General features: G+C 71.5%; 16 protein-coding genes. 13 read left to right on the forward strand and 3 right to left on the reverse strand.

Annotated features, from left to right (window positions below; all coding sequences use genetic code 11):
• Nucleotides 1-184: 184 nt before the first annotated feature.
• From OV079_RS16400 to OV079_RS16435, 8 genes are all read left to right on the forward strand, one after another.
• A complete protein-coding gene (locus OV079_RS16400) occupies nt 185-925 on the forward strand; it encodes an SDR family oxidoreductase (protein WP_267769664.1) in 741 nt (246 codons plus the stop codon).
• A complete protein-coding gene (locus OV079_RS16405; RefSeq protein WP_267769667.1) occupies nt 922-1,566 on the forward strand; it encodes a D-glycero-alpha-D-manno-heptose-1,7-bisphosphate 7-phosphatase in 645 nt (214 codons plus the stop codon). Before OV079_RS16400 ends, OV079_RS16405 begins: the two co-directional genes overlap by 4 nt.
• Nucleotides 1,567-1,645: 79 nt before the next feature.
• Complete coding sequence (gene rfaE2, locus OV079_RS16410) at nt 1,646-3,109, forward strand: D-glycero-beta-D-manno-heptose 1-phosphate adenylyltransferase (RefSeq protein WP_267769669.1); 1,464 nt, start codon at nt 1,646-1,648, stop codon at nt 3,107-3,109.
• Entirely contained in the window at nt 3,106-4,209 is a 1,104-nt protein-coding gene (locus OV079_RS16415; RefSeq protein WP_267769672.1) for a glycosyltransferase family 9 protein, read from the forward strand. Before rfaE2 ends, OV079_RS16415 begins: the two co-directional genes overlap by 4 nt.
• Before the next feature lie 60 nt (nt 4,210-4,269).
• On the forward strand, nt 4,270-5,616 hold the full coding sequence (locus OV079_RS16420) for a glycosyltransferase family 9 protein (protein WP_267769675.1): 1,347 nt from the start codon (nt 4,270-4,272) through the stop codon (nt 5,614-5,616).
• Nucleotides 5,617-6,719: 1,103 nt separating this feature from the next.
• Nucleotides 6,720-6,905: a hypothetical protein gene (locus OV079_RS16425; RefSeq protein ID WP_267769677.1), complete on the forward strand. Its 186-nt coding sequence runs from the start codon at nt 6,720-6,722 to the stop codon at nt 6,903-6,905.
• A gap of 306 nt (nt 6,906-7,211) precedes the next feature.
• Entirely contained in the window at nt 7,212-8,024 is an 813-nt protein-coding gene (locus OV079_RS16430; RefSeq protein WP_267769679.1) for a helix-turn-helix transcriptional regulator, read from the forward strand.
• 67 nt (nt 8,025-8,091) lie between these two features.
• A complete protein-coding gene (locus tag OV079_RS16435; RefSeq protein ID WP_267769682.1) occupies nt 8,092-9,183 on the forward strand; it encodes a serine hydrolase domain-containing protein in 1,092 nt (363 codons plus the stop codon).
• A gap of 68 nt (nt 9,184-9,251) precedes the next feature.
• Here the strand turns inward: OV079_RS16435 and OV079_RS16440 are convergent, their stop codons facing one another.
• Nucleotides 9,252-11,087: an ABC transporter ATP-binding protein gene (locus tag OV079_RS16440; protein ID WP_267769685.1), complete on the reverse strand. Its 1,836-nt coding sequence runs from the start codon at nt 11,085-11,087 to the stop codon at nt 9,252-9,254.
• Nucleotides 11,088-12,578: 1,491 nt separating this feature from the next.
• Between OV079_RS16440 and OV079_RS58035 the strand changes: the two genes are divergently transcribed.
• Nucleotides 12,579-13,079 carry a hypothetical protein gene (locus OV079_RS58035; protein WP_420829524.1) on the forward strand — a complete coding sequence of 167 codons (501 nt, stop codon included), beginning with the start codon at nt 12,579-12,581 and terminating at the stop codon, nt 13,077-13,079.
• A 53-nt stretch (nt 13,080-13,132) separates the two neighbouring features.
• Nucleotides 13,133-13,387 carry a hypothetical protein gene (locus OV079_RS16455; protein ID WP_267769689.1) on the forward strand — a complete coding sequence of 85 codons (255 nt, stop codon included), beginning with the start codon at nt 13,133-13,135 and terminating at the stop codon, nt 13,385-13,387.
• 73 nt (nt 13,388-13,460) lie between these two features.
• Here OV079_RS16455 and OV079_RS16460 read toward each other — a convergent pair whose 3' ends face one another.
• Nucleotides 13,461-13,946: a hypothetical protein gene (locus OV079_RS16460; protein WP_267769691.1), complete on the reverse strand. Its 486-nt coding sequence runs from the start codon at nt 13,944-13,946 to the stop codon at nt 13,461-13,463.
• Nucleotides 13,947-14,434: 488 nt separating this feature from the next.
• Nucleotides 14,435-14,749, reverse strand: coding sequence for a KGG domain-containing protein (locus OV079_RS16465; protein ID WP_420829525.1), 315 nt, complete (start codon nt 14,747-14,749; stop codon nt 14,435-14,437).
• Nucleotides 14,750-15,130: 381 nt separating this feature from the next.
• Here OV079_RS16465 and OV079_RS16470 point away from each other — a divergent pair, with 381 nt between their 5' ends.
• From OV079_RS16470 to OV079_RS16480, 3 genes are all read left to right on the forward strand, one after another.
• Nucleotides 15,131-16,264: a glycosyltransferase gene (locus tag OV079_RS16470; RefSeq protein ID WP_267769695.1), complete on the forward strand. Its 1,134-nt coding sequence runs from the start codon at nt 15,131-15,133 to the stop codon at nt 16,262-16,264.
• Between the two features lie 155 nt (nt 16,265-16,419).
• Nucleotides 16,420-17,406, forward strand: a complete 987-nt coding sequence (locus OV079_RS16475; protein ID WP_267769697.1) for a hypothetical protein — start codon at nt 16,420-16,422, stop codon at nt 17,404-17,406.
• Between the two features lie 187 nt (nt 17,407-17,593).
• Nucleotides 17,594-18,649: a chemotaxis protein CheB gene (locus OV079_RS16480; RefSeq protein ID WP_267769699.1), complete on the forward strand. Its 1,056-nt coding sequence runs from the start codon at nt 17,594-17,596 to the stop codon at nt 18,647-18,649.
• The last annotated feature ends 42 nt before the right edge of the window (nt 18,650-18,691 follow it).

An 18,691-nucleotide genomic window follows, 5' to 3' on the forward strand; every position in this document is an offset into this window, starting at 1 on the left:
CTGCATCGAATCATCGCCATCGGAGGACCGATGACCCGCGTGATCGCATCTCTCGTCACCCGCGGCGGCTCCGGCCCCTGCATCGAATCATCGCCATCGGAGGACCGATGACCCGCGTGATCGCATCTCTCGTCACCCGCGGCGGCTCCGGCCCCTGCATCGAATCATCGCCATCGGAGGACCGATGACCCTCGTGATCGAATCACCCCTCGCGGACAAGATCGTCCTCGTCACCGGCGGCGGCTCGGGCCTCGGCGCCGAGATCGGTCGCACCCTCGCGGCCGCCGGCGCCCACGTGATCGCCGCCGACATTCAGACCGGCCCGCTCGCCCGCCTCGTCGCCGAGGTGCGCGACCTCGGCGGCCGCATCGAGGCGGCGGAGCTCGACGTCCGCGACGCCGACGCCGGCCAGGCCTTGGTCGACGGCATCGTCGCCCGCCACGGCCGGCTCGACGTCCTCGTCAACAACGCCGGCACCGACAAGACCTTGGCGGTCGACGAGCTCAGCGTCGACGACATCGACCGCGTCCTCGCCGTCAACCTGCGCGGCCCGTTCGTCCTCAGCCGCGCCGCCTTCCCGCGCCTGCGCGCCCAGGGGGGCGGCTACATCGTCAACATCGTCTCGACCGCCGCCAAGCGGGCCTGGCAGAACGCCAGCGCCTACCACGCCAGCAAGTGGGGCCTTTTGGGCCTCTCGCACGCCCTGCACGTCGAGGGCCGCCCATTCGGCATCAAGGTCACCGCCCTGCTGGCCGGCGGCATGCGCACCCCCTTCATCCTCGACCGCTTCCCCGACACCCCGATCACCAACCTTCAGGACCCGCGCAACGTCGCCGAGACCATCCGCTTCCTCCTCGCCATGCCCGGCGAGTCGGTCATCCCCGAGCTGATGGTCGTGCCGATGCGCGAGACGAGCTGGCCATGACCCGCCTCCGCCCCGCCGCCTTCCTCGACAAGGACGGCACCCTCATCGACGACGTCCCCTACAACGTCGACCCCGCCCACGTCCGCCTCACCCGCGGCGCCCGCGACGGCGCCTGGTCGCTGCGGGCCGCCGGCTACGCCCTCGTCGTCGTCACCAACCAGTCCGGCGTCGCCCGCGGCCTGTTCGGCGCCCACGACCTGCTCGGCGTCCAGGCCCGCGTCGAGGACCTCCTCGGCCTCGAGCTCGACGGCTTCTACTGGTGCCCGCACCTGCCCGCCGGCGTCGTCGCCGAGTACGCGATCGTCTGCGCCTGCCGCAAGCCCGCCCCCGGCCTGCTCACCCGCGCCGCCGCCGAGCTCGGCCTCGACCTCGCGCGCTCGTGGATGATCGGCGACATCGCCAGCGACATCGAGGCCGGCCGCCGCGCCGGCTGCCGCACCGCCCTGCTCGCCGCCTCGCCGCCCCCGGCCCTGCGCCCCGCGCCCACCCTCGTCGCCGCCGACCTCGCCGAGGCCGCCCGCCGGATCGTCGGCGACGCCGCCCGCAGCGACCACGACGAGCACCCCGCGCCCCCGCCTGAGCGCCCGCGATGCTCTCTCGCAGCTCACGCTCGCCGGTCCTTAAAGACATGTCCTCCATGACATGTCCAAAAACGAATGTCCGAACGGACATGTTCTCAAAGGCATGGTTTAGAACACACCATCACCCGGAGCGCCCGCGATGACCCACGTCCTGCTCCCCGTGCTCGACGCCTTCGCCGACCTGCGGACCCTCGTGATCGGCGAGGCCATGCTCGACGCCTACCTCGACGGCCACAGCGAGCGGCTGTGCCGCGAGGCCCCGGTGCCCGTCGTCGACGTCGACGCGCGCCGCGACGTCCCCGGCGGCGGCGCCAACACGGCCGTCAACGCGGCCGCGCTCGAGGCCCGGGTCACCTTCCTCTCCGTCGTCGGCGGCGACGACGAGGCCGACCGCCTGGCGCGCTCGCTGGCCGCCCTCGGCGTCCCCGCCCACGGCCTCGTGCGCGCCGGCGGGCGCCGCACCCTCGTCAAGCAGCGCGTCCTCGCCGGCGGCCAGATCCTCCTGCGCCTCGACGCCGGCAGCCGCGACGACCTCGACCCCGTCACCGAGGCCCGCCTGTGCGAGCGCCTGCGGGCCGCCTGGAGCGACGTCGACGCCGTCATCGTCTCCGACTACGGCTACGGCCTCCTCACGGGCGGCGTGATCGACGAGCTCGCCGCACTGCAGGCCGCCCACCCGCGCGTCCTCGTCGCCGACGCCAAGGACCTGCGCCGGCTAGCGCGCGCCCGGCCCACCGCCGTCAAGCCCAACTACTGCGAGGCCGCGCGCCTGCTCGGCCTCGCCAATGGCCACGGCGACGGCCGCGTCGAGCAGATCGCCGCCCACGAGGCCGAGTTCCTGCAGATCACCGGCGCGCGGATCGCCGCCGTCACCCTCGACTGCGCCGGCGCCCTGGTCTTCGAGACAGGTCAGCCCGCCTACCGCACCTACGCCCGGCCCTCCTCCGACGCCAACGCCACCGGCGCCGGCGACACCTTCGTCGGCGCCCTCGCCCTCGCCCTCGCCGCCGGCGCCCCGACCCACGCCTGCGCCGACCTGGCCTCGAGCGCCGCCAGCCTCGTGGTCGCGCGCGACGGCACCACCGCCTGCAGCGCCGCCGAGCTGCGCGTCCACCTCGCCTCGCAGGACAAGCTGCTCGGCCACGACGACCTCGCCCTGCTCGCCGACTGCCTGCACCGCGCCGGCAAGCGGCTCGTGTTCACCAACGGCTGCTTCGACATCCTCCACCGCGGCCACATCACCTGCCTCAGCCGCGCCAAGGCGCTGGGCGACGTCCTGATCGTCGGCCTCAACGCCGACGCCAGCGTCCGCCGGCTCAAGGGCGCCGCTCGCCCGATCAACTGCGCCGCCGATCGGGCCCAGGTGCTGGCCGCCCTCTCGTGCGTCGACCACATCGTCGAGTTCGCCGACGACACCCCGACCCGCCTCATCGAGCTCGCGCGGCCCGACGTCTACGTCAAGGGCGGCGACTACAGCCTCGACAAGCTGCCCGAGGCCCCGCTCGTGTCGCGCCTCGGCGGCGAGGTCTGCTTCATGCCCTACCTCGACGATGTCAGCACCACCGGGATCCTCGCGCGGATCGGCGAACGAGGCCCGGGATGACCTGGTCGTCCGCCCGCCGCGTCCTGTGCGTCCGCCTCGACACCGTCGGCGACGTGCTCATGACCACCCCGGCCCTGCGCGCGCTCAAGGAGGGTCACCCGCAGCGCCACCTCACCCTCCTCACCTCGAGCCCCGGCGCCCTCGTCGGCCGCCTCGTGCCCGAGGTCGACGACGTCTGGACCTACGACGCCGCCTGGCTCAAGGCCGGCCCCGCGCGCCGCGACGCCAGCCTCGACCGCGGCGTGATCGACCGCCTCCGCGCCGGCCGCTTCGACGCCGCCGTCGTCTTCACCGTCTACAGCCAGAACCCGCTGCCCGCCGCCCTCCTCGCCTGGCTCGCCGACATCCCGCTGCGCCTGGCTCACTGCCGCGAGAACCCCTACCAGCTCCTCACCGACTGGATCCCCGAGACCGAGCCCGAGCGCGGCGTGCGGCACGAGGTCACCCGCCAGCTCGACCTCGTCGCCGCCGTCGGCCTGCGCCCCTCGCATCATCGACTGTCCCTCCGGCCATGTCCCGAAGACCACCTCGCGGCCGAGGCCGAGCTCCGCCCCCTGCGCCTCGGCCGGCGCTGGGCCGTCGTCCACCCCGGCGCCACCGCCAGCTCGCGCCGCTACCCGCCCGCCGCCTTCGCCGTGGTCGCCCGCGCCCTCGTCCGCGACCACGGCGTCGGCCTCGTGTTCACCGGCGCCGGCGACGAGGTCCCTCTGGTCGAGCAGATCCGCGGCGCCGCCGGCGTCCCCACCCACTCCCTCGCCGGCCGCCTCTCGCTCGGCGCCCTCGCGGCCGTGATCGCCCGCGCCGGCCTGCTCATCAGCAACAACACCGGCCCCGCCCACGTCGCCGCCGCCGTGGGCACCCCCGTCGTCGACCTCTACGCCCTCACCAACCCGCAGCACACCCCCTGGGCCGTCCCCGCGCGGGTCCTGAACCACCCGGTCCCGTGCGCCCCCTGCTACCGCTCGACCTGTCCCGAAGGCCATCACCTGTGCCTGCGCGGCGTCCCCCCGGCCGCGGTCGTCGCCGCCGCCCTCGAGCTGCTGCGCCCCGACCCCCGCGAAGCCCCCACCGCCGCCCCGGTCCCCCTCGCCCTCACGTGACGCGTCGCCTCGACCGCAACCCCACTTCGAATCACTCGCCTCCTCGATGTCATGAGTCCCATGTCTCCACGCAACGACCTGCTCCCCGACGTCGCCCCGCTCGCCCTCGATCCCCGGCCGCGGCTCGGCCGCGACTACTCGCGGCTGACCGGCCCGGGCCCGGCCGCGCTGCTCGAGCGGGCGCGCCTCCTCGACGGGTCGCGCGTGCGGCGGATCCTCGTCGTCCGGCTCGACAACCTCGGCGACATCATCCTCACCGGCCCGGCCCTGCGCGCGCTCAAGGCCCATCTCCCGCACGTCCACCTCACCCTGCTCGCCAGCCCCGGCGGCGCCGCCGCGGCCGCCCTGCTGCCGTGGGTCGACGCCGTCGAGCCCTGCCGCGCCCTGTGGCAGGACCTGGGCCGCCTCGCCTTCGATCCCGCGCGCGAGCGCGAGCTCATCGCCACCCTGCGGCGCGGCGAGTACGACCTCGCCTTCATCCTCACCAGCTTCCGCCAGAGCCCGCACCCGGCCGCCGTCGTCTGCGCCATGGCCGGCATCCCTGTGCGGATCGGCGAGTCGCGCGAGCGCGGGCGGGCCCTCACCGTCGCCCTCCCGCACGCCGACGACGGCCTCCATCAGAGCGAGCGCAACCTTCAACTCGTCGAGCGCCTCGGCGTGCCGGTCGTCGATCGCCGGCTCGAAATCCGCCTCCCGCGGCCCGCCTGGACCGCCGCCCAGGCCCGCCTGGCCGCCCACGGCGTCGCCGGCGACTACCTCGTGTGGAACCCCTTCGCCAGCTGCGCCGCGCGCACCTACGACCCCTTGCGCCACGCCCTCGCCGCCCGCGCTCTGGCCGAGTACGCCGACCTGCGCCTGCTCGTCTGCGGCGCCGCCCGCGACCGCGAGCGCGCCCGCGAGCTCCTGCCGCTGCTCGGCCCGCGCGGCCTCGACCTGGTCGGAGAGACAGATCTGCCCGAGTTCGCCGCCCTCCTCGCCGGCGCCCGCCTCGTCCTCACCAACAACACCGCCGCCCTCCACCTCGCCGACGCCCTCGCGGTGCCCCAGCTCGTCACCTACGCCGGTACCGACCGCGACAGCCAGTGGATGCCCCGCACCTCGCCCCACCGCCTCCTGCGCCGCCCCACCGCCTGCACCCCCTGCTATCGCTTCGCCTGCCCGACCGGCCACGAGTGCCTCGCCCTGGCCCCCGCCGAGGTCCTCGCCGCCGGCCTCTCGCTGCTCGCCGAGACCGCCGTGCGCGTGAAGCCCGGAGCGGCGAGCGCTCGTGCGCGTGACGTGAGAGCGCAGCAGCGCCGCCGCGGCGGCAGGCTGCTGACCGACCTGCCGCGCGTCCGACCGAGCTCGCAACGAGCGCGGCGCCGCTACGGCGCGGGGCACACGCCCTTGTCGTTGTACCCGTCGTAGAACAGCCCGCGGCAACGGCCACAGTAGCGCCATTGCCCCTGGCCGATCGAGCTGTTGCCGCCTTGATGGTCATTCGGCAGGTAGAACACCCAACCGACGGGGAGTGCTCCCCGCCCGCAGGACATACCGATCCGAGGCTCTGATTGCCTGGTGCCCAGAATAGGCCGTGGCATTTGCCGCAGAACCGCCAGTCTCGTTGGCCCGTGCTGTCGGTCGCGCCCATCTGATCGTTCGGGAGATAGAAGTTCAGCCCCTGGAGAGCGTGTTCCCCCCCGGTCGGGCACACAGCGCCCACGGTCTCCCCATTTTGCGCATAAAACATCCCGAAGCACTTGCGGCAGAACCGCCAGTCCTTCTGGCCGGGGAGCGCGGGGGCCCCCGCGGAGTCATTGGGGATGAAGAACTCCCAGCCCGCGGCGACGTGCCCGCCGACTCTGGAATGTTGGCACCCGCCGCGCCGATCGGCGTGAGGCGCGCCATTCGAGGCGTCTTTCGTCATGGTCTCCTCCGATTCCAGGAAACGATGCCTCGAGACGGACCCCCGGTCGGCCGAATCGTGGTGCCGACCACAGAAGCGCCACGAAATCGCTCGCCCCGCGGAAGACATCGCGCTTCACCGCCACGACACGGCGGAGCTTTCACGGTCGGAGCGCAGCAGCAAACCTCGGAGCGCGCGAGGAGCTCGCAGGCCTCGGCCCAGGCGCCGAGGACGTCGCACGAGCGCTCCACACGCCCTGGGCGCCGGTCTCTTACGGCCTCGCGCCTCCGCCCCGACCGATTTCGCGCCTTCCCTGGGCCCGGCCGCGCCACGGACCCCCGCCTGCGAGCACCCGGACACACATCATTCGCAAATCCTGAGTCTGCCGCAGCAGCCTGATGTATCGAGGCCCGAAGCTGCGGCTGAGACCGTCCCACATCCCTCGGCGCACAGATCGATCCGACCGCCGCGCACCGTGCGCGATTGCCTGAGACCCGGCATCGAGCGCAAACGGGACCCCCAGCAGAGCGGCCCGCACACCCCTCTACGCCGCGCCTCTGGCGATTAGTGCGAACCGCCTCGCAGGCAACTGCCAACAAAATCTCACCCGGGAGGAACACTCGCCATGCATCTCGAACGAGTCGAAACCCGATCGGAGCAGAGCCACGGCACCGCCGTGGAGCCGTGGAGCAACCTCGACGAGGACGACTTTCTCATCGCGGCCGAGGCCAGCCTCGAAGCCCTGTACGAGGGCGAGGACGAGGAGGAGTTGTCCCCGGACGACATCGAGGAGTTGCCCGAAGATCAGTAGGCCGATCCTGCCGTCCGGGCCGACATCCGGGACCACCCGCTCTACATAGTCTCCTTACATCACCCAGACTTGCTCACCGCCGGGCACCGCGCAGACCCCCTGATATCAATCATGGCCCTCGCCCAGAGGAGCGATTGCCACCCGGGCTGAAGCCCGCGCCACTGCTCCGAGCGGCGCCCCGGCGCCTGCCTGATGCAGCTCGCCGCGGGACGCCCGGTCGAGATTCTCACTTCGACACCGCCGCGCCCGCCCGCGACAGATGCGGCTTCGCCGACCCGCCCCGTCCTGCGGCATCATGGCGTTGCCATGCGGTTCGGTCCCGGACAATTCCTCGGCGTCTGCGAGCGGCGGCGAACCGCCCACGGCCTCGCGCTCGCCGATCTGCGGCCGACCGTGCCCGAGCACGAGGTTCACCGGCACACCCACGACGACGCCCACTTCCTGCTCTTGCTCGCCGGTCGCTATCTCAGCAGCGCGCGCGGCATGCCGGCCGTCTGCGACCACCCTGCGCTCGTCCTCAACCCGCCGGGCACCACCCACGACGATCGCTTCCGCGGCCTCGACGGCCGCTTCTTCACCCTGTCCGTCCCCACCGATAACTGGCGAGCCGTCACCACCACCTGCCCGCTCCCCGACCACCCCGTGCGGCTGGGCACGGCAGCCCTGCTCGCGGCCTATCGCCTGTGCCACGAATTGCCCCGCTGGGACGACGCCTCCGCGCTCGTCGTCGAGTCCGAGTACCATCTGCTCCTCGCCGAGGCCGCGCTCGACGCCCGCGAGCGGCGCTCGTCCGGACCGCCCTGGCTGGCGCGCGCCCGCGATCACTTGCACGACACCTGCGCCGTCACCCCGCGCCTGTCCGAGCTCGCCGCCGCCGCCGACGTCCACCCCGTCCACTTCGCGCGCGCCTTCCGGGCCCGCTACGGCCGCTCTCCCGGCGAGTACCTGCGTCACTGTCGCCTCGAGCGCGCCAGCGCCTTGCTGCGGGACCTCCGCACGCCCCTCGCCGACATCGCCGACCAGTGCGGCTACGTCGACCAGAGCCACTTCAGCCGCGCCTTCCGCCGCGCCTACCGACTCACGCCCGCCGCCTTCCGCCGGCTCGTGCGGCCCGCCTGACACGTTCACCGCGTACAAGACCGGGCCCCGCCGCGCGGCTAGCCTCGCGCTCTCCCGACCTGGCCCGATGCCCGCCTTCAAGCTGTTCGCCGCCTGCCCCCTCGCCCTCCTGCTGCTCCTCGACGCCACCGCGCCGTCCTGTCCCGCCGACGCTCCGGCCCCGCTCGCCCCGCCCGCGCCGCCCCGCCTCGAGGACCTCACGAGCGCCGTCGAGGCCGGCGAGTTCGGCCGGATCACCAGCATCCTCGTCGCCCGCGACGGCCAGCGGCTCTACGAACATTACTTCGACGACGGCGGACCCGAGGCCGCGCGCAACACCCGGTCCGCCACCAAGACCCTCGCCGGCATCCTCGTCGGCCAGGCCATCGCCGACGGCAAGCTGCCCGGCGTGCAGGCCCCGATCCTCGACTACCTCGCCGCCTACGGCCCGCCCGAGCACCCCGATCCGCGCAAGGCCGCGATCACCGTCGAGGACCTGCTGACCATGTCGTCGCTGCTCGAATGCCACGACGAGAACCAGTTCTCGCGCGGCCACGAGGAGCGCATGTACCTCGTCGAGGATTGGGTCAAGTTCTACCTCGACCTGCCGATCCAGGGCTTCCCGGCCTGGATGCCGAAGCCGGCCGATTCGCCGCACGGCCGCAGCTTCCGCTACTGCACCGCCGGCGTGACCGCGCTCGGCGCCGTGCTGCAGGCCGCGGTCGGCGAGCGCCTCGACCTCTACGCCCAGCGCAAGTTGCTCACGCCGCTCGGCATCGCCGACCCCCAATGGCAATACTCGCCGCTGGGTCTGCCGCAGGCCGGCGGCGGCCTCGGCCTGCGCAGCCGCGACCTCCTGGCGCTCGGCCAGCTCTACCTCGACGGCGGCCGCCACGCCGGCCGGCAGCTCGTGCCCGCCGAGTGGGTCGCGCGCTCCGTCCAGCCGCACGCCCGCGTCGACGAGGGCGTCGAGTACGGCTATTTGTGGTGGTTGATGCAGTTCCCCGTCGGCGACCGGATCTGGCAGTCGTGGGCGATGAACGGCAGCGGCGGCAATACCGTGCAGGTGTTCCCGACCGAGAGAGTCGTCGTCGTCATCACCACCACCAACTTCGATCGCCCGCAGCCGCATCGCCTCACCGCCAAGCTGCTGACCGACAAGCTCCTCCCGGCCCTGTGAGCGGCGACGAAGCGAGGGACGCATCGCCGGCAGGCGACGCGCCCCTCTCGCGCCCGCAGCTCGCCGGCTCAGGCCAGCTCGCAGGCCATGTGCGGGCGCTCGTCGGGCATGGCGAACAGCGGCCGCTCGCGCGGCAGCTGCGACGGCGACAGCTCGTGCACGGCGCCGTCCTCCACGAACAGCACCCGGTCGAACAGCGACAGCAAGCTCCAGCGGTGGCACGCCGCCAGCACCGTCGCCTCGGGCGACGACTGGAAGATGGCAGCCAGCACCTCGCGCTCGGTCGGCGGGTCCAGGGCCGCCGTCGGCTCGTCGAGCAGCAGCAGGTCCCGCGAGTGCGCCCGCAGCAGCCCGCGGGCCAGCGCGATCCGCTGGCGCTCGCCGCCGGACAGGTTGAGGCCGCTCTGGGCCAGGTGCGTGTCCCAGCCCGCGGGCAGCTTGGCGATCACCGGTCCCAGGCGCGCCAGGCGGATCACCTGCGCCAGCAGCTCCTCCGGCACGGCCTCGCCGAGCGTCACGTTGTAGCGCAGCGTCTCCGAGAAGATCTGCGGCTCCTGCGGGATCAGCAGCGTGCGCTGGGCCAGCGCCTCGAACGAGCTGCGGCGGCCGTCGAGCGCCACCTCGCCCGCCTCCGGGCGCAGCATCCCGGCCAGCAGCTTGAGCAGCGTCGACTTGCCGCCGCCGCTCGTGCCGACCACCGCGATCTTCTCGCCGCGGCGGATCGTCAGCGACCCGCAGCGGAGCGCCCGCGCATCGTCTGCGTAGCTGAACCCCAGCGCGTCGAGCCGCAGCTCGCGCCAGCGCGGCCCGGCCACCGACGCCGGCATGGCCGCCGGCGACCCGCGCAGCAGCTCGCTGGCGTCTTCGTAGGCGGTGCAGGCCTCGACGATGTTGCCGTAGTAGGCCGAGAAGGAGCTGATCGCCCCGAAGATCTTGTCGAGGTAGGCGATGAGCACGTAGACCTGCGCCACGTCGAGCGCGGTGCCCTGCAGGCCGGCGCCGTGGAAGTACCACAGCAGCGACGTCGCCATCACCAGCGCGTAGCCGCAGCTCACCGCCCCCCACTTGAGCTCGCTGAAGCGCGACACCCGGCGGACCAGCTCGCCGCCCTGGGCTCGCTGGCGCCCGAGGTCGGCGCAGGCCAGCGCCTCGAGGTTCAGCGTCTTCACCGTGACCACGTTCGTCAGGTAATCGACGCACACCCGGCCGACCGTGTTGTCGAATTGATTGACCAGGCGGATGTTGTCGACCATGCGGCGGTTGAAGTACAGCATCGCCGCGATGGTGACCCCGCCCATGACCACCACGTTGGCGGCCACGCGCACGTCGAGGGCCCACAGCGCCGCGCTGGCGAGCACCACCTTGACGCTGCCCTCGAGCACCTGCCACGAATACTGGCCGACCACGTTGCCGACCGCGAGCGCCGAGCGGTTGAGCTTGGCCAGGTTCTCGCCCGTGTGGCGCTCCACGTGCCAGTGCAGCCCGTAGCCGAGCAGCGCCTGGAACACCCCCGTCATCGTCGTCATGCGCGCCTGATAGGCCACCCCGCTCTGCAGGTAGCGCCCCAGGTGGTGCAGCAGGATGTTGGCGAAGCGCAGCCCGAGGTACGCGCCGATCCCGAGCAGCGCGCCCTCGTAGGCGACCTGCGAGAAGCCGTGCTCGACGAACACGCCGACCGTGTAGCCGATGGCCCACGGGACCAGCAGCTCGGCCGTGTTGGCGGCGATGAACAGGGCGACGAACGCCCAGAAGCGCGACCGGCTGGGGGCCACGGCCGCCCACGCGGCCCGCAGCAGCGGCGCCAGCCCGCGCGCGGGTGGCAGCGGCCGCGCCGGCCCGGCGGCTTCGCGGGCCCCGACCCCGGCCCACGACCACGGCGAGAGGAAACGAGCGAGTGCGTGCATGATCACCAATCGGCGCCGGAGGACCGGGTCGAAGGGGCGCTCAGCCCCGCAGCTCCACGAGGTTCGCAACGAACGCTCGTGCGCGGATGGAGGAGGTTCTCGGGCAGGGACGGCGCGTCGGCGTGATCATGAGGAATGAACGTCGGTGCGGAGGCATCAAAATGCATGGAGTCCAGGGATTGCGAGCGAGGACGTCCTCCGACGATCGCTCGCAGCAGCAGAGGCGGCTGACTATAACAGACGGCCGTCCGCCGCCGCCAGCCGTGAATCGCAGCGGCGGCCGCTCCGCCCGGCGGAGCGAGCGCCGCGCCGCAAGGCGACTATGATCATAGCGCGCCCGCCGATCGCCCTGCGTCCGCGAATGGCCGACCCTCTCGCAAGTAGCGACGATCGGTCGCAGCCTCGACGCCCCGGCCATGCACCAGCATCAATCTCCGCGATCTCACGCCGCGCGGGCACGGGGGCCCGTCACCGGCGTCTCTTGCCGGCATTCGCCCCCCATTCGCCGCTGCCGCCTCCCGGCACATTCACCTCCGCAGAGCCCGCTGGTTCGCCGGTCCGCGCGCCGCCGGAGCCCCCCAATTACATCCTACCGGGTCCTGCGAGCACGACCGGAAATCCCCCACCTGCGCGGGCATTTGCCAGGTTGACCGCTGTCCCCGGGCCAATTAGCCCAGTGTGATGTCCCCCCGCAACGAGCAAACCCGGCAGCGCTCCGGGACGAGACTATCGTCTGCAACTTGACGTATCAAACCCGGCGCTTCCTGGTGCTCCGCGGCGACCTCGAGCTGGCCGGCATCGATCGGGCGCTGCAGCCGCGCTCGCAGATCGAGGCGAGGTTCGACTCTCTGTGGCAGACGGCGCTCGAGCCGGCGCTGCGGGCCGGTCTCGAGCTCACGTTCGCCGAGCGATGCGGCGCCTCGCCGCCGCTCGTGGCGCTACGAGAATCGCAGCCATGGCGACCGCCGATTGCCCGCCGCTCTCGCTCTTCGCGGCGACGCGCTGCGGTGATTCCACGCCACCCGGAGCGCCCCTCGCTCGGCGTCGCCGAATGCTCGCCCTCACCGAGCGTCGCGATACGTCGATTCGTAAGCGTTCGCTCTACCGCGTCGTGATGCTGGCGCATCTTGATTTATATCTCATGTGTGAGCACCGAATCTGCCTTCACCCCGCTGGCCCCGTGCTGGCTGGGGCTCGCGTTGTGGTCACCGACCCTGCTTACGGGCCATCCGCGCGGGATCCCCGAAGAAGAAATCGAGGATATCTGCGACGGCCTGTTCGGCCGTATCCCACGCGTGTACGAAATCTCCTGGTCCCGGCCCAGACTCCCAGTCTTCGGAGCTGACGATCCACTGGCCGCTCGCGCGGTGCAGCACGAGCGATGGTGCGTCACACACCGGCCCGTCGAGCCGCCTGGAGCTGCCGATCGAGCGCGGCCTCGCCGGCCCCGGCCTCCTCGCCGACACGATCGTCCATCGCTGGCAAGACCACCTGCCCGCGAACCGCCTCGAGGCGCTCTACGCCCGCGACGGCCTCCAGCTCGCGCGCTCGACGATCTGCGGCTGGCACGAGCAGCTCGCCGACCTCGTCGAGGCGCGCTGGCGGCTGTTGGCGGCGAGCGGGGTGTCGCTGGAGCAGGCCGCGCTCGAGATCGGCGTGGCAGTGGTCGAGTTGCGCGCGTGGTCACGAAGCGCGGAGGGCGAGGCGAGGTGGAGAAGGAGCGCCGGCAATTCGAGGCGATCGTCGGGGCGCACGTGCGCGAGGGACTACCGAGTCCATGGGACTGTCTGGCGGCGACGATGGCGAGCAGCTGGGCCGCCCTCTCCCGCGGCAGGGCGATCTCGATCGAGACGGTGTACTTCATGGTGGAGCGCTCCAGGTTCTCACGCGGACCCTCTACGACTCAGGCACTTGACCCGGTGCGGGAATTACGGCATGAAACTTCTTAAGCACAAGACAAGACAAACCGGTTCACCTTCAAGTGACCCATAAACAGGGCATGCCGGTTCCGGCCCCGAAACAGACATTGAAGAAAGCAGGATAAGATGAATATTGATCAAATGATCGAGGCGGCAGTCCACGTCAATGAACTGCAAAGATTTCAAAACTATTATCTGATTAATTTTTACGGCGGTTCTATCGGATGGCCGATGAGAGTGCCGGCCGACTATAGTGATGGCTACTGCAACATACGAGCCGAACCGGGTGAATGGGCGAGAGACGATCAGCGCCTCCAATGGCGCTTCAACGATGCGCAAGGCCTGCATCGGGCCCTAATTATCCGGGGCTTAAACCTGTGACAGTTGTAAGCAGGTTCAACGCTGTGTTCGCGTTCCAGGATGATACGACTACCGAGGATATCGCTTTTCCATTTTATAGAATAAAGGGGCACTCTGGCTTGAATGCCGCGTTCGAGGATCGCGCCAACTTTGGGCTTGTGCCGGTCGAGGAAACGAAATGGTTCAATATAATCTCCTTGGCGACTTTCAACGGATCGCCAACATTTATCAGTTGTGGCCCCAAAAATGAGCCGAGCGTCTGGGCTGAGCCGGAATCATGGGCCAAGAAAGGTGTCAGCGACCTGCGATGGATCGCCGTCCCCGCGACGGAGTAGATATGCACAGCCAAATCCGGTCCGAGCCTAGGTGTTCGATGCCGGGGTTTGAGCGCCTGCGCGTGCTTGCGCAGCAGGTCCGCGACCCTGCGCGCCGACCACGACAGCCTCCGCACCAGCTCGGCGACCTCGGCCTCGACCTCAATTTGCTCGTCGCGCTCGACGCCCTGCTCCCGCCGCCCCGAGTTGGCCGTCGCGTCAGCACCAAAGCGATGCGGTTGCTTTCCGGCGGCCTGGTCACTCATGGTTCACCTATTCTCCGCAGGCCCGTCGCCGCGCAACCAGCGCACAATGCGTGCAACCGGTTCACGCATCAGATCCTCGTCGTCGTCCATCTTCGAACCTCCGAGGCGCTTGGTAGCGCCTCGAGGCCGAGCCCGTCACGACGCGGTTCGCCGCACGCTTACGTCGATTCGACACCCAAGTCCACGCGTCGGATGCGCCTCGCTGCTATTTGCCTGCGCCACCTCGCGGCGACGAGCCCGCGCACCTGAAGATGCGGCGTTCCGCGTGCATCCACGCCGATTCGCCGCTCGTCCAGGCGACGATTGCTCGCGCCCATTGCGGCGTCTCCGCTCGCCTGCCGCCGATTCGCCGCTCCCGACGACGCCGCGATGCATCGCCTCGCGGCCGGCCGCCCGCGCGGCCGGCCCCGTGCTGCCGTGCAAGCAGGCGGCCCCGGCACCGCGCGAGGAGAAGCCGGTGCTCGCGCGATGGAGGTCCGCCGACGCACTCAGCGCTGGCGATGCCCGCCGCCCTGCCCGCCGCGCTCGCGCTGTTGCGACGCTTGCGACGAGCGGCGCTCACGCTCCTCGTCCGAGCTGCGGCTCTCCTCGCCGCGGCCCTCGCCGGTGCGGCGGCCGCCGTGCGACGCGTGGCCGCCCTTGGCGCCGATCTCGGCCATGTGCTCGCGGTCCTGGCTGACCGCCTCGCCGCCCTTGCGGCCGGCCTCGCGCGCCTCCTCGGACGTGAACTCGTGCGCGGTGCCCTTCTCGTGGGCGGCGTGACCGCCCTTGCTTGCGATCTCGCGTTGTTTGTCCTCGTCCATCCCGGCGAAGCCGCGCCCACCCCCGCGCTGGCCCTTGGTCTCGCCCTTGTTCTCGTTGCGGTTGTCGTCCCTGGTAGGCATGACGTCCTCGTATTTCCTGGCGCGGCGCGCCGGACTCGGACATCGGAGACCTGGCGCGACCGCATTGCGCGGAGTATGGCGCGCTACCGCGCCGGGACAAGCTCGACTATGACGATTTGCCGGACGCGGCGAATGACAGTACTCCCCAGTTCGCCCGATTTGCGGAGGCCGAGGGCGGTGGACCGCAGGCGCCGGCCCCGGCGGGGGCGGATGACCGAGGGAAACTCCCAGGGTTGCCGAGCGTGCGGACCCGACCATACCTGGGACATGAGAGCCGGTCTCGAAGGTATGTTGAACGACATGGATCGGCCTCTGCCGGCGCAGACCAGCGCCGCCGGCCATCCGATCCTGTGGGTCTCGCAGCTCGCCTGGGACGCCATCCCCCGGCGCCTGCGGCACCTCCTGTGTCGCGGCGCGCGGCAACGGCGCGTCGTCTTCGTCGAGGCCGTGGTGCCGACCGCCGGCCCGCCGCGGATGGACTTCGATCACCGCGAAGGACTGGTGGTCGCCACTCCCTTCGTGCCCCGCGGCTTGACCGGCGACGAGGCGACCGGCCTCCTGCGCGGCCTGCTCGACGGCGTCGTCCGCGACCTCGGCCTCGGGGGCTTCGTCCTCTGCCACGATTCGCCGCGGGCCATGGCCGCCTGCCGCCTCAAGCCGGTCGCCACCATCTACTACGATTGCCCCGGCGGGCCGCGGTCGCCGCTCGAGGGCGACGAGGCCCTGCGGGAGGAGGCCCTGCGCCGGGCGGACGCCGTGTTCGTCGACGCCGGCCACGACCCGCTCGGCCCCGAGTTCGGCCCGGCCACTCACCTCCTGCCGAGCGGGGTCGACCTGGCGCACTTCGCCCGCGCCCGCGCCGGCGGCCCCGACCCGGCCGATCAGCGCGACATCCCCCACCCCCGCCTCGGCTTCTACGGCGCCCTCGACCGCGACGTCGACCTCGACCTCCTGGTCGCCGTCGCCGACCTGCGGACCGACTTCCACATCGTCCTCATCGATCACGACGGCGGCCCCGATCGGCCGCGCCTGCCCGCCCGGCCCAACATCCACGAGCTCGGGCCCAAGCCCTACGCCGAGCTGCCGGCCTACCTCGCCGGCTGGGACATCGCCCTCCTGCCCTTCAACCACGAGGCCGCCCTCCGCCGCGCCAAACCGTCCCAGACCCTCGAGTACCTGGCCGCCGGCAAGCCGGTGGTGGCCACCCCGCTGCGCGACGTCATCAACCCGTACGCCATCCAGGGCATGGTCTCGATCGCCGAGGGCGCCGAGGACTTCGTGATCGCCGTCCAGTGCGAGCTCCACCGCGCCGACCGGCGCCGCTGGCTGCAGCGCGTCGACACCAGCCTGCGCGGCAGCTCGTGGGACGACACCTGGGGCGTCATGGAGGCCGTGCTGACGCGCCTCGTCGCCCCGCCCGTCGCCACGCCCTGAGCTGCGTCGCCTGCGCGCGCCCCCGGCCACGCCGGCTCCAGTATCGCCGCGCGGCGAGCCGAACCCCGCGCGGTCGCTCGTTCGCGCCGCACCGCCGCCCGTCACGCCGCGCAGCGCGCAGCCGCCTGCTCGCATTCCCGGGCCGCCTGCCCGCATTGCGCCAGCGCCCCTCCGCGATGCGTGGCACGCCCTCCTGCTCGCATTCCGGGCCCGCCTGCTCGAATCGCAGTCCGCCTGCCCGCATTGCCGTTCCGTCTGCTCGCATCGCAGTCCTGCCTGCCCGCATTGCAGTTCGCCTGCTCGCATCGCAGTTCCGCCTGCCCGCATCGCAGATCCGTCTGCTCGCATCGCAGTCCTGCCTGCCCGCATTGCAGTTCCGCCTGCTCGCATCGCAGTTCCGCCTGCCCGCATCGCAGTTCCGCCTGCCCGCATCGCAGTTCCGCCTGCTCGCATCGCGTTCGTGCGCCGCCTACGCCGAGGCATTCGCCGCCAGCGAGGCCATGCACGCGGCTTGTGGCTCGCGCGCCGCGGCGCCGATCGAGTCGCACGAATGGTGGCCCCCGCGGGCGATTCGTTCAAAGACCTGCGCGACCGGAGGATTCATCATGAACGAGAACAAGCGCAATCAAGAGCCCCTGAGCGACCTCGCCTACGATTGGGTCACCATCATCCAGCACAAATCGGAGGCCCTCCGCGCCTACGAGCAGTACATTCAGGACGCTCAGCAGGCGAACTCACCCGAGTGCGTCGAGCTCATGCAGCAGATCTACGAACAGGACGCCCGGCACATCGAGCAGGCCACCCGCCACCTCACCGAGGTCCTGCGCAGCGGCCGGATGGGCCGCACCCAGGGCGAGAGCCAGACCAGCCAGGGCGAGGCCGGCCGCATGGGCCAGACGAGCGGCCAGAGCGGTCGCGCAGGCATGAGCCAGGGCGAGCGGAGCGGCGCAGGCACCAGCCAGGCCGCCAGTCAGGGCCGCATGGGCGGCATGAACCAGGGCGAGGGCGGCCAGGGCCGCATGGGCCAGACGAGCGGCCAGGGCGGCATGTCCGGCGGCAGCGGCATGACCCAGGGCGAGAACCCCCGCGAGTCGATGCAGGGCGAGTCGAGCGAGCGACGCGGCCAGCGGAACCCCCGCTAGGATTCGTCCCCAGCGGACTGGACCGCATGCACCCATTCCTCCTCGAGCGCATGATGCGCTCGCGGCGGATGGCAGACACGACAATGACTGACGAATGTGTAAACCGGATCACTAATCCGGCACCTCATTCTCATGGTTCACGATTTGCCTTGCCCAGGGCCCGCGAGGATGAACTATAAGCGTCACCTTGACGAGAGCAGACCCCACGGCCTCGCGCGACATCGTCGTGATGGGGGCGTCCGCCGGCGGCCTCACCGCGTTGTTCGACATCGTGCGGGGGCTGCCGCGCGATTTCCCGGCCGCGGTGTTCGTGGCGATGCACATGTCGCCCGACAATCCGGGCGTGCTGTCGGATCTGCTGGGGCGCGTCGCCGCGTTGCCGACCGCGCTGGCTGAAGACCGTCAGGCGATCGAGCGCGGCCGGATCTACATCGCCCGCCCCGATCACCACCTGCTCGTCAAGCGGGCCTACGTGCGGGTCACTCGCGGCCCCAAGGAGAACGGCTTCCGCCCCGCGGTCGACCCGTTGTTCCGCAGCGCCGCGCTGGCCTACGGCGCGCGCGTCATCGGCGTCGTGCTCTCGGGCGGCCTCAACGACGGCACCGAGGGCCTGCTGCGGATCACCGAGGCGGGCGGCCTGGCGATCGCCCAGGACCCGGCCGAGGCCACCATCCCCAGCATGCCGCTCAGCGCCATCCAGAACGTCGAGGTCCACAGCGTGCTGCAGGCCGCCGCGATCCCGGGGCTGCTGAGCCAGCTCGTCCTGCAGTCCGTGGCCGACCCCAACGCGCTCGGCGCTCCCGAGGTCGAGGACAGCGCCGAGACCGGGCGCGCCCTGCAGCAGAGCCAGCCGGTCGGCGCCCGCTCGCCGTACACCTGCCCCGAGTGCGGCGGCGCCCTGTGGGAGCTCGCCGACGGCGAGAAGCTGCTGAAGTTCCGCTGTCACGTCGGCCACGCCTTCACCGCCGAGGTGTTGCTGGCCGAGCAAGGCTCCAAGCTCGAGGGCGCGCTGTGGGGCGCCCTGCGGGCCCTCGAGGAGAACGCCGCCCTGTACCGCCAGCAAGCCGCCCGCACCGGCTCGGCCGGCTTTTTGGCCCTGTCGCGGCAGTACGGCGAGAGCGCCGCCGAGATCGAGGAGTACGCCGCCACCCTGCGGCCGCTGCTGCACCGGACCTCCGTGCAGTTGACCCCGCCCGCTCCGACCGCGCCTCCGCCCGAATCACCGGAAGGAAATGAGGACTGATCGGCCCGATGGTCTCCGACTCGGCCGCTCGCTTACGCTGCG

The organism is Nannocystis pusilla (genome assembly GCF_026626665.1).
Classification (GTDB): domain Bacteria; phylum Myxococcota_A; class Polyangia; order Nannocystales; family Nannocystaceae; genus Nannocystis; species Nannocystis pusilla.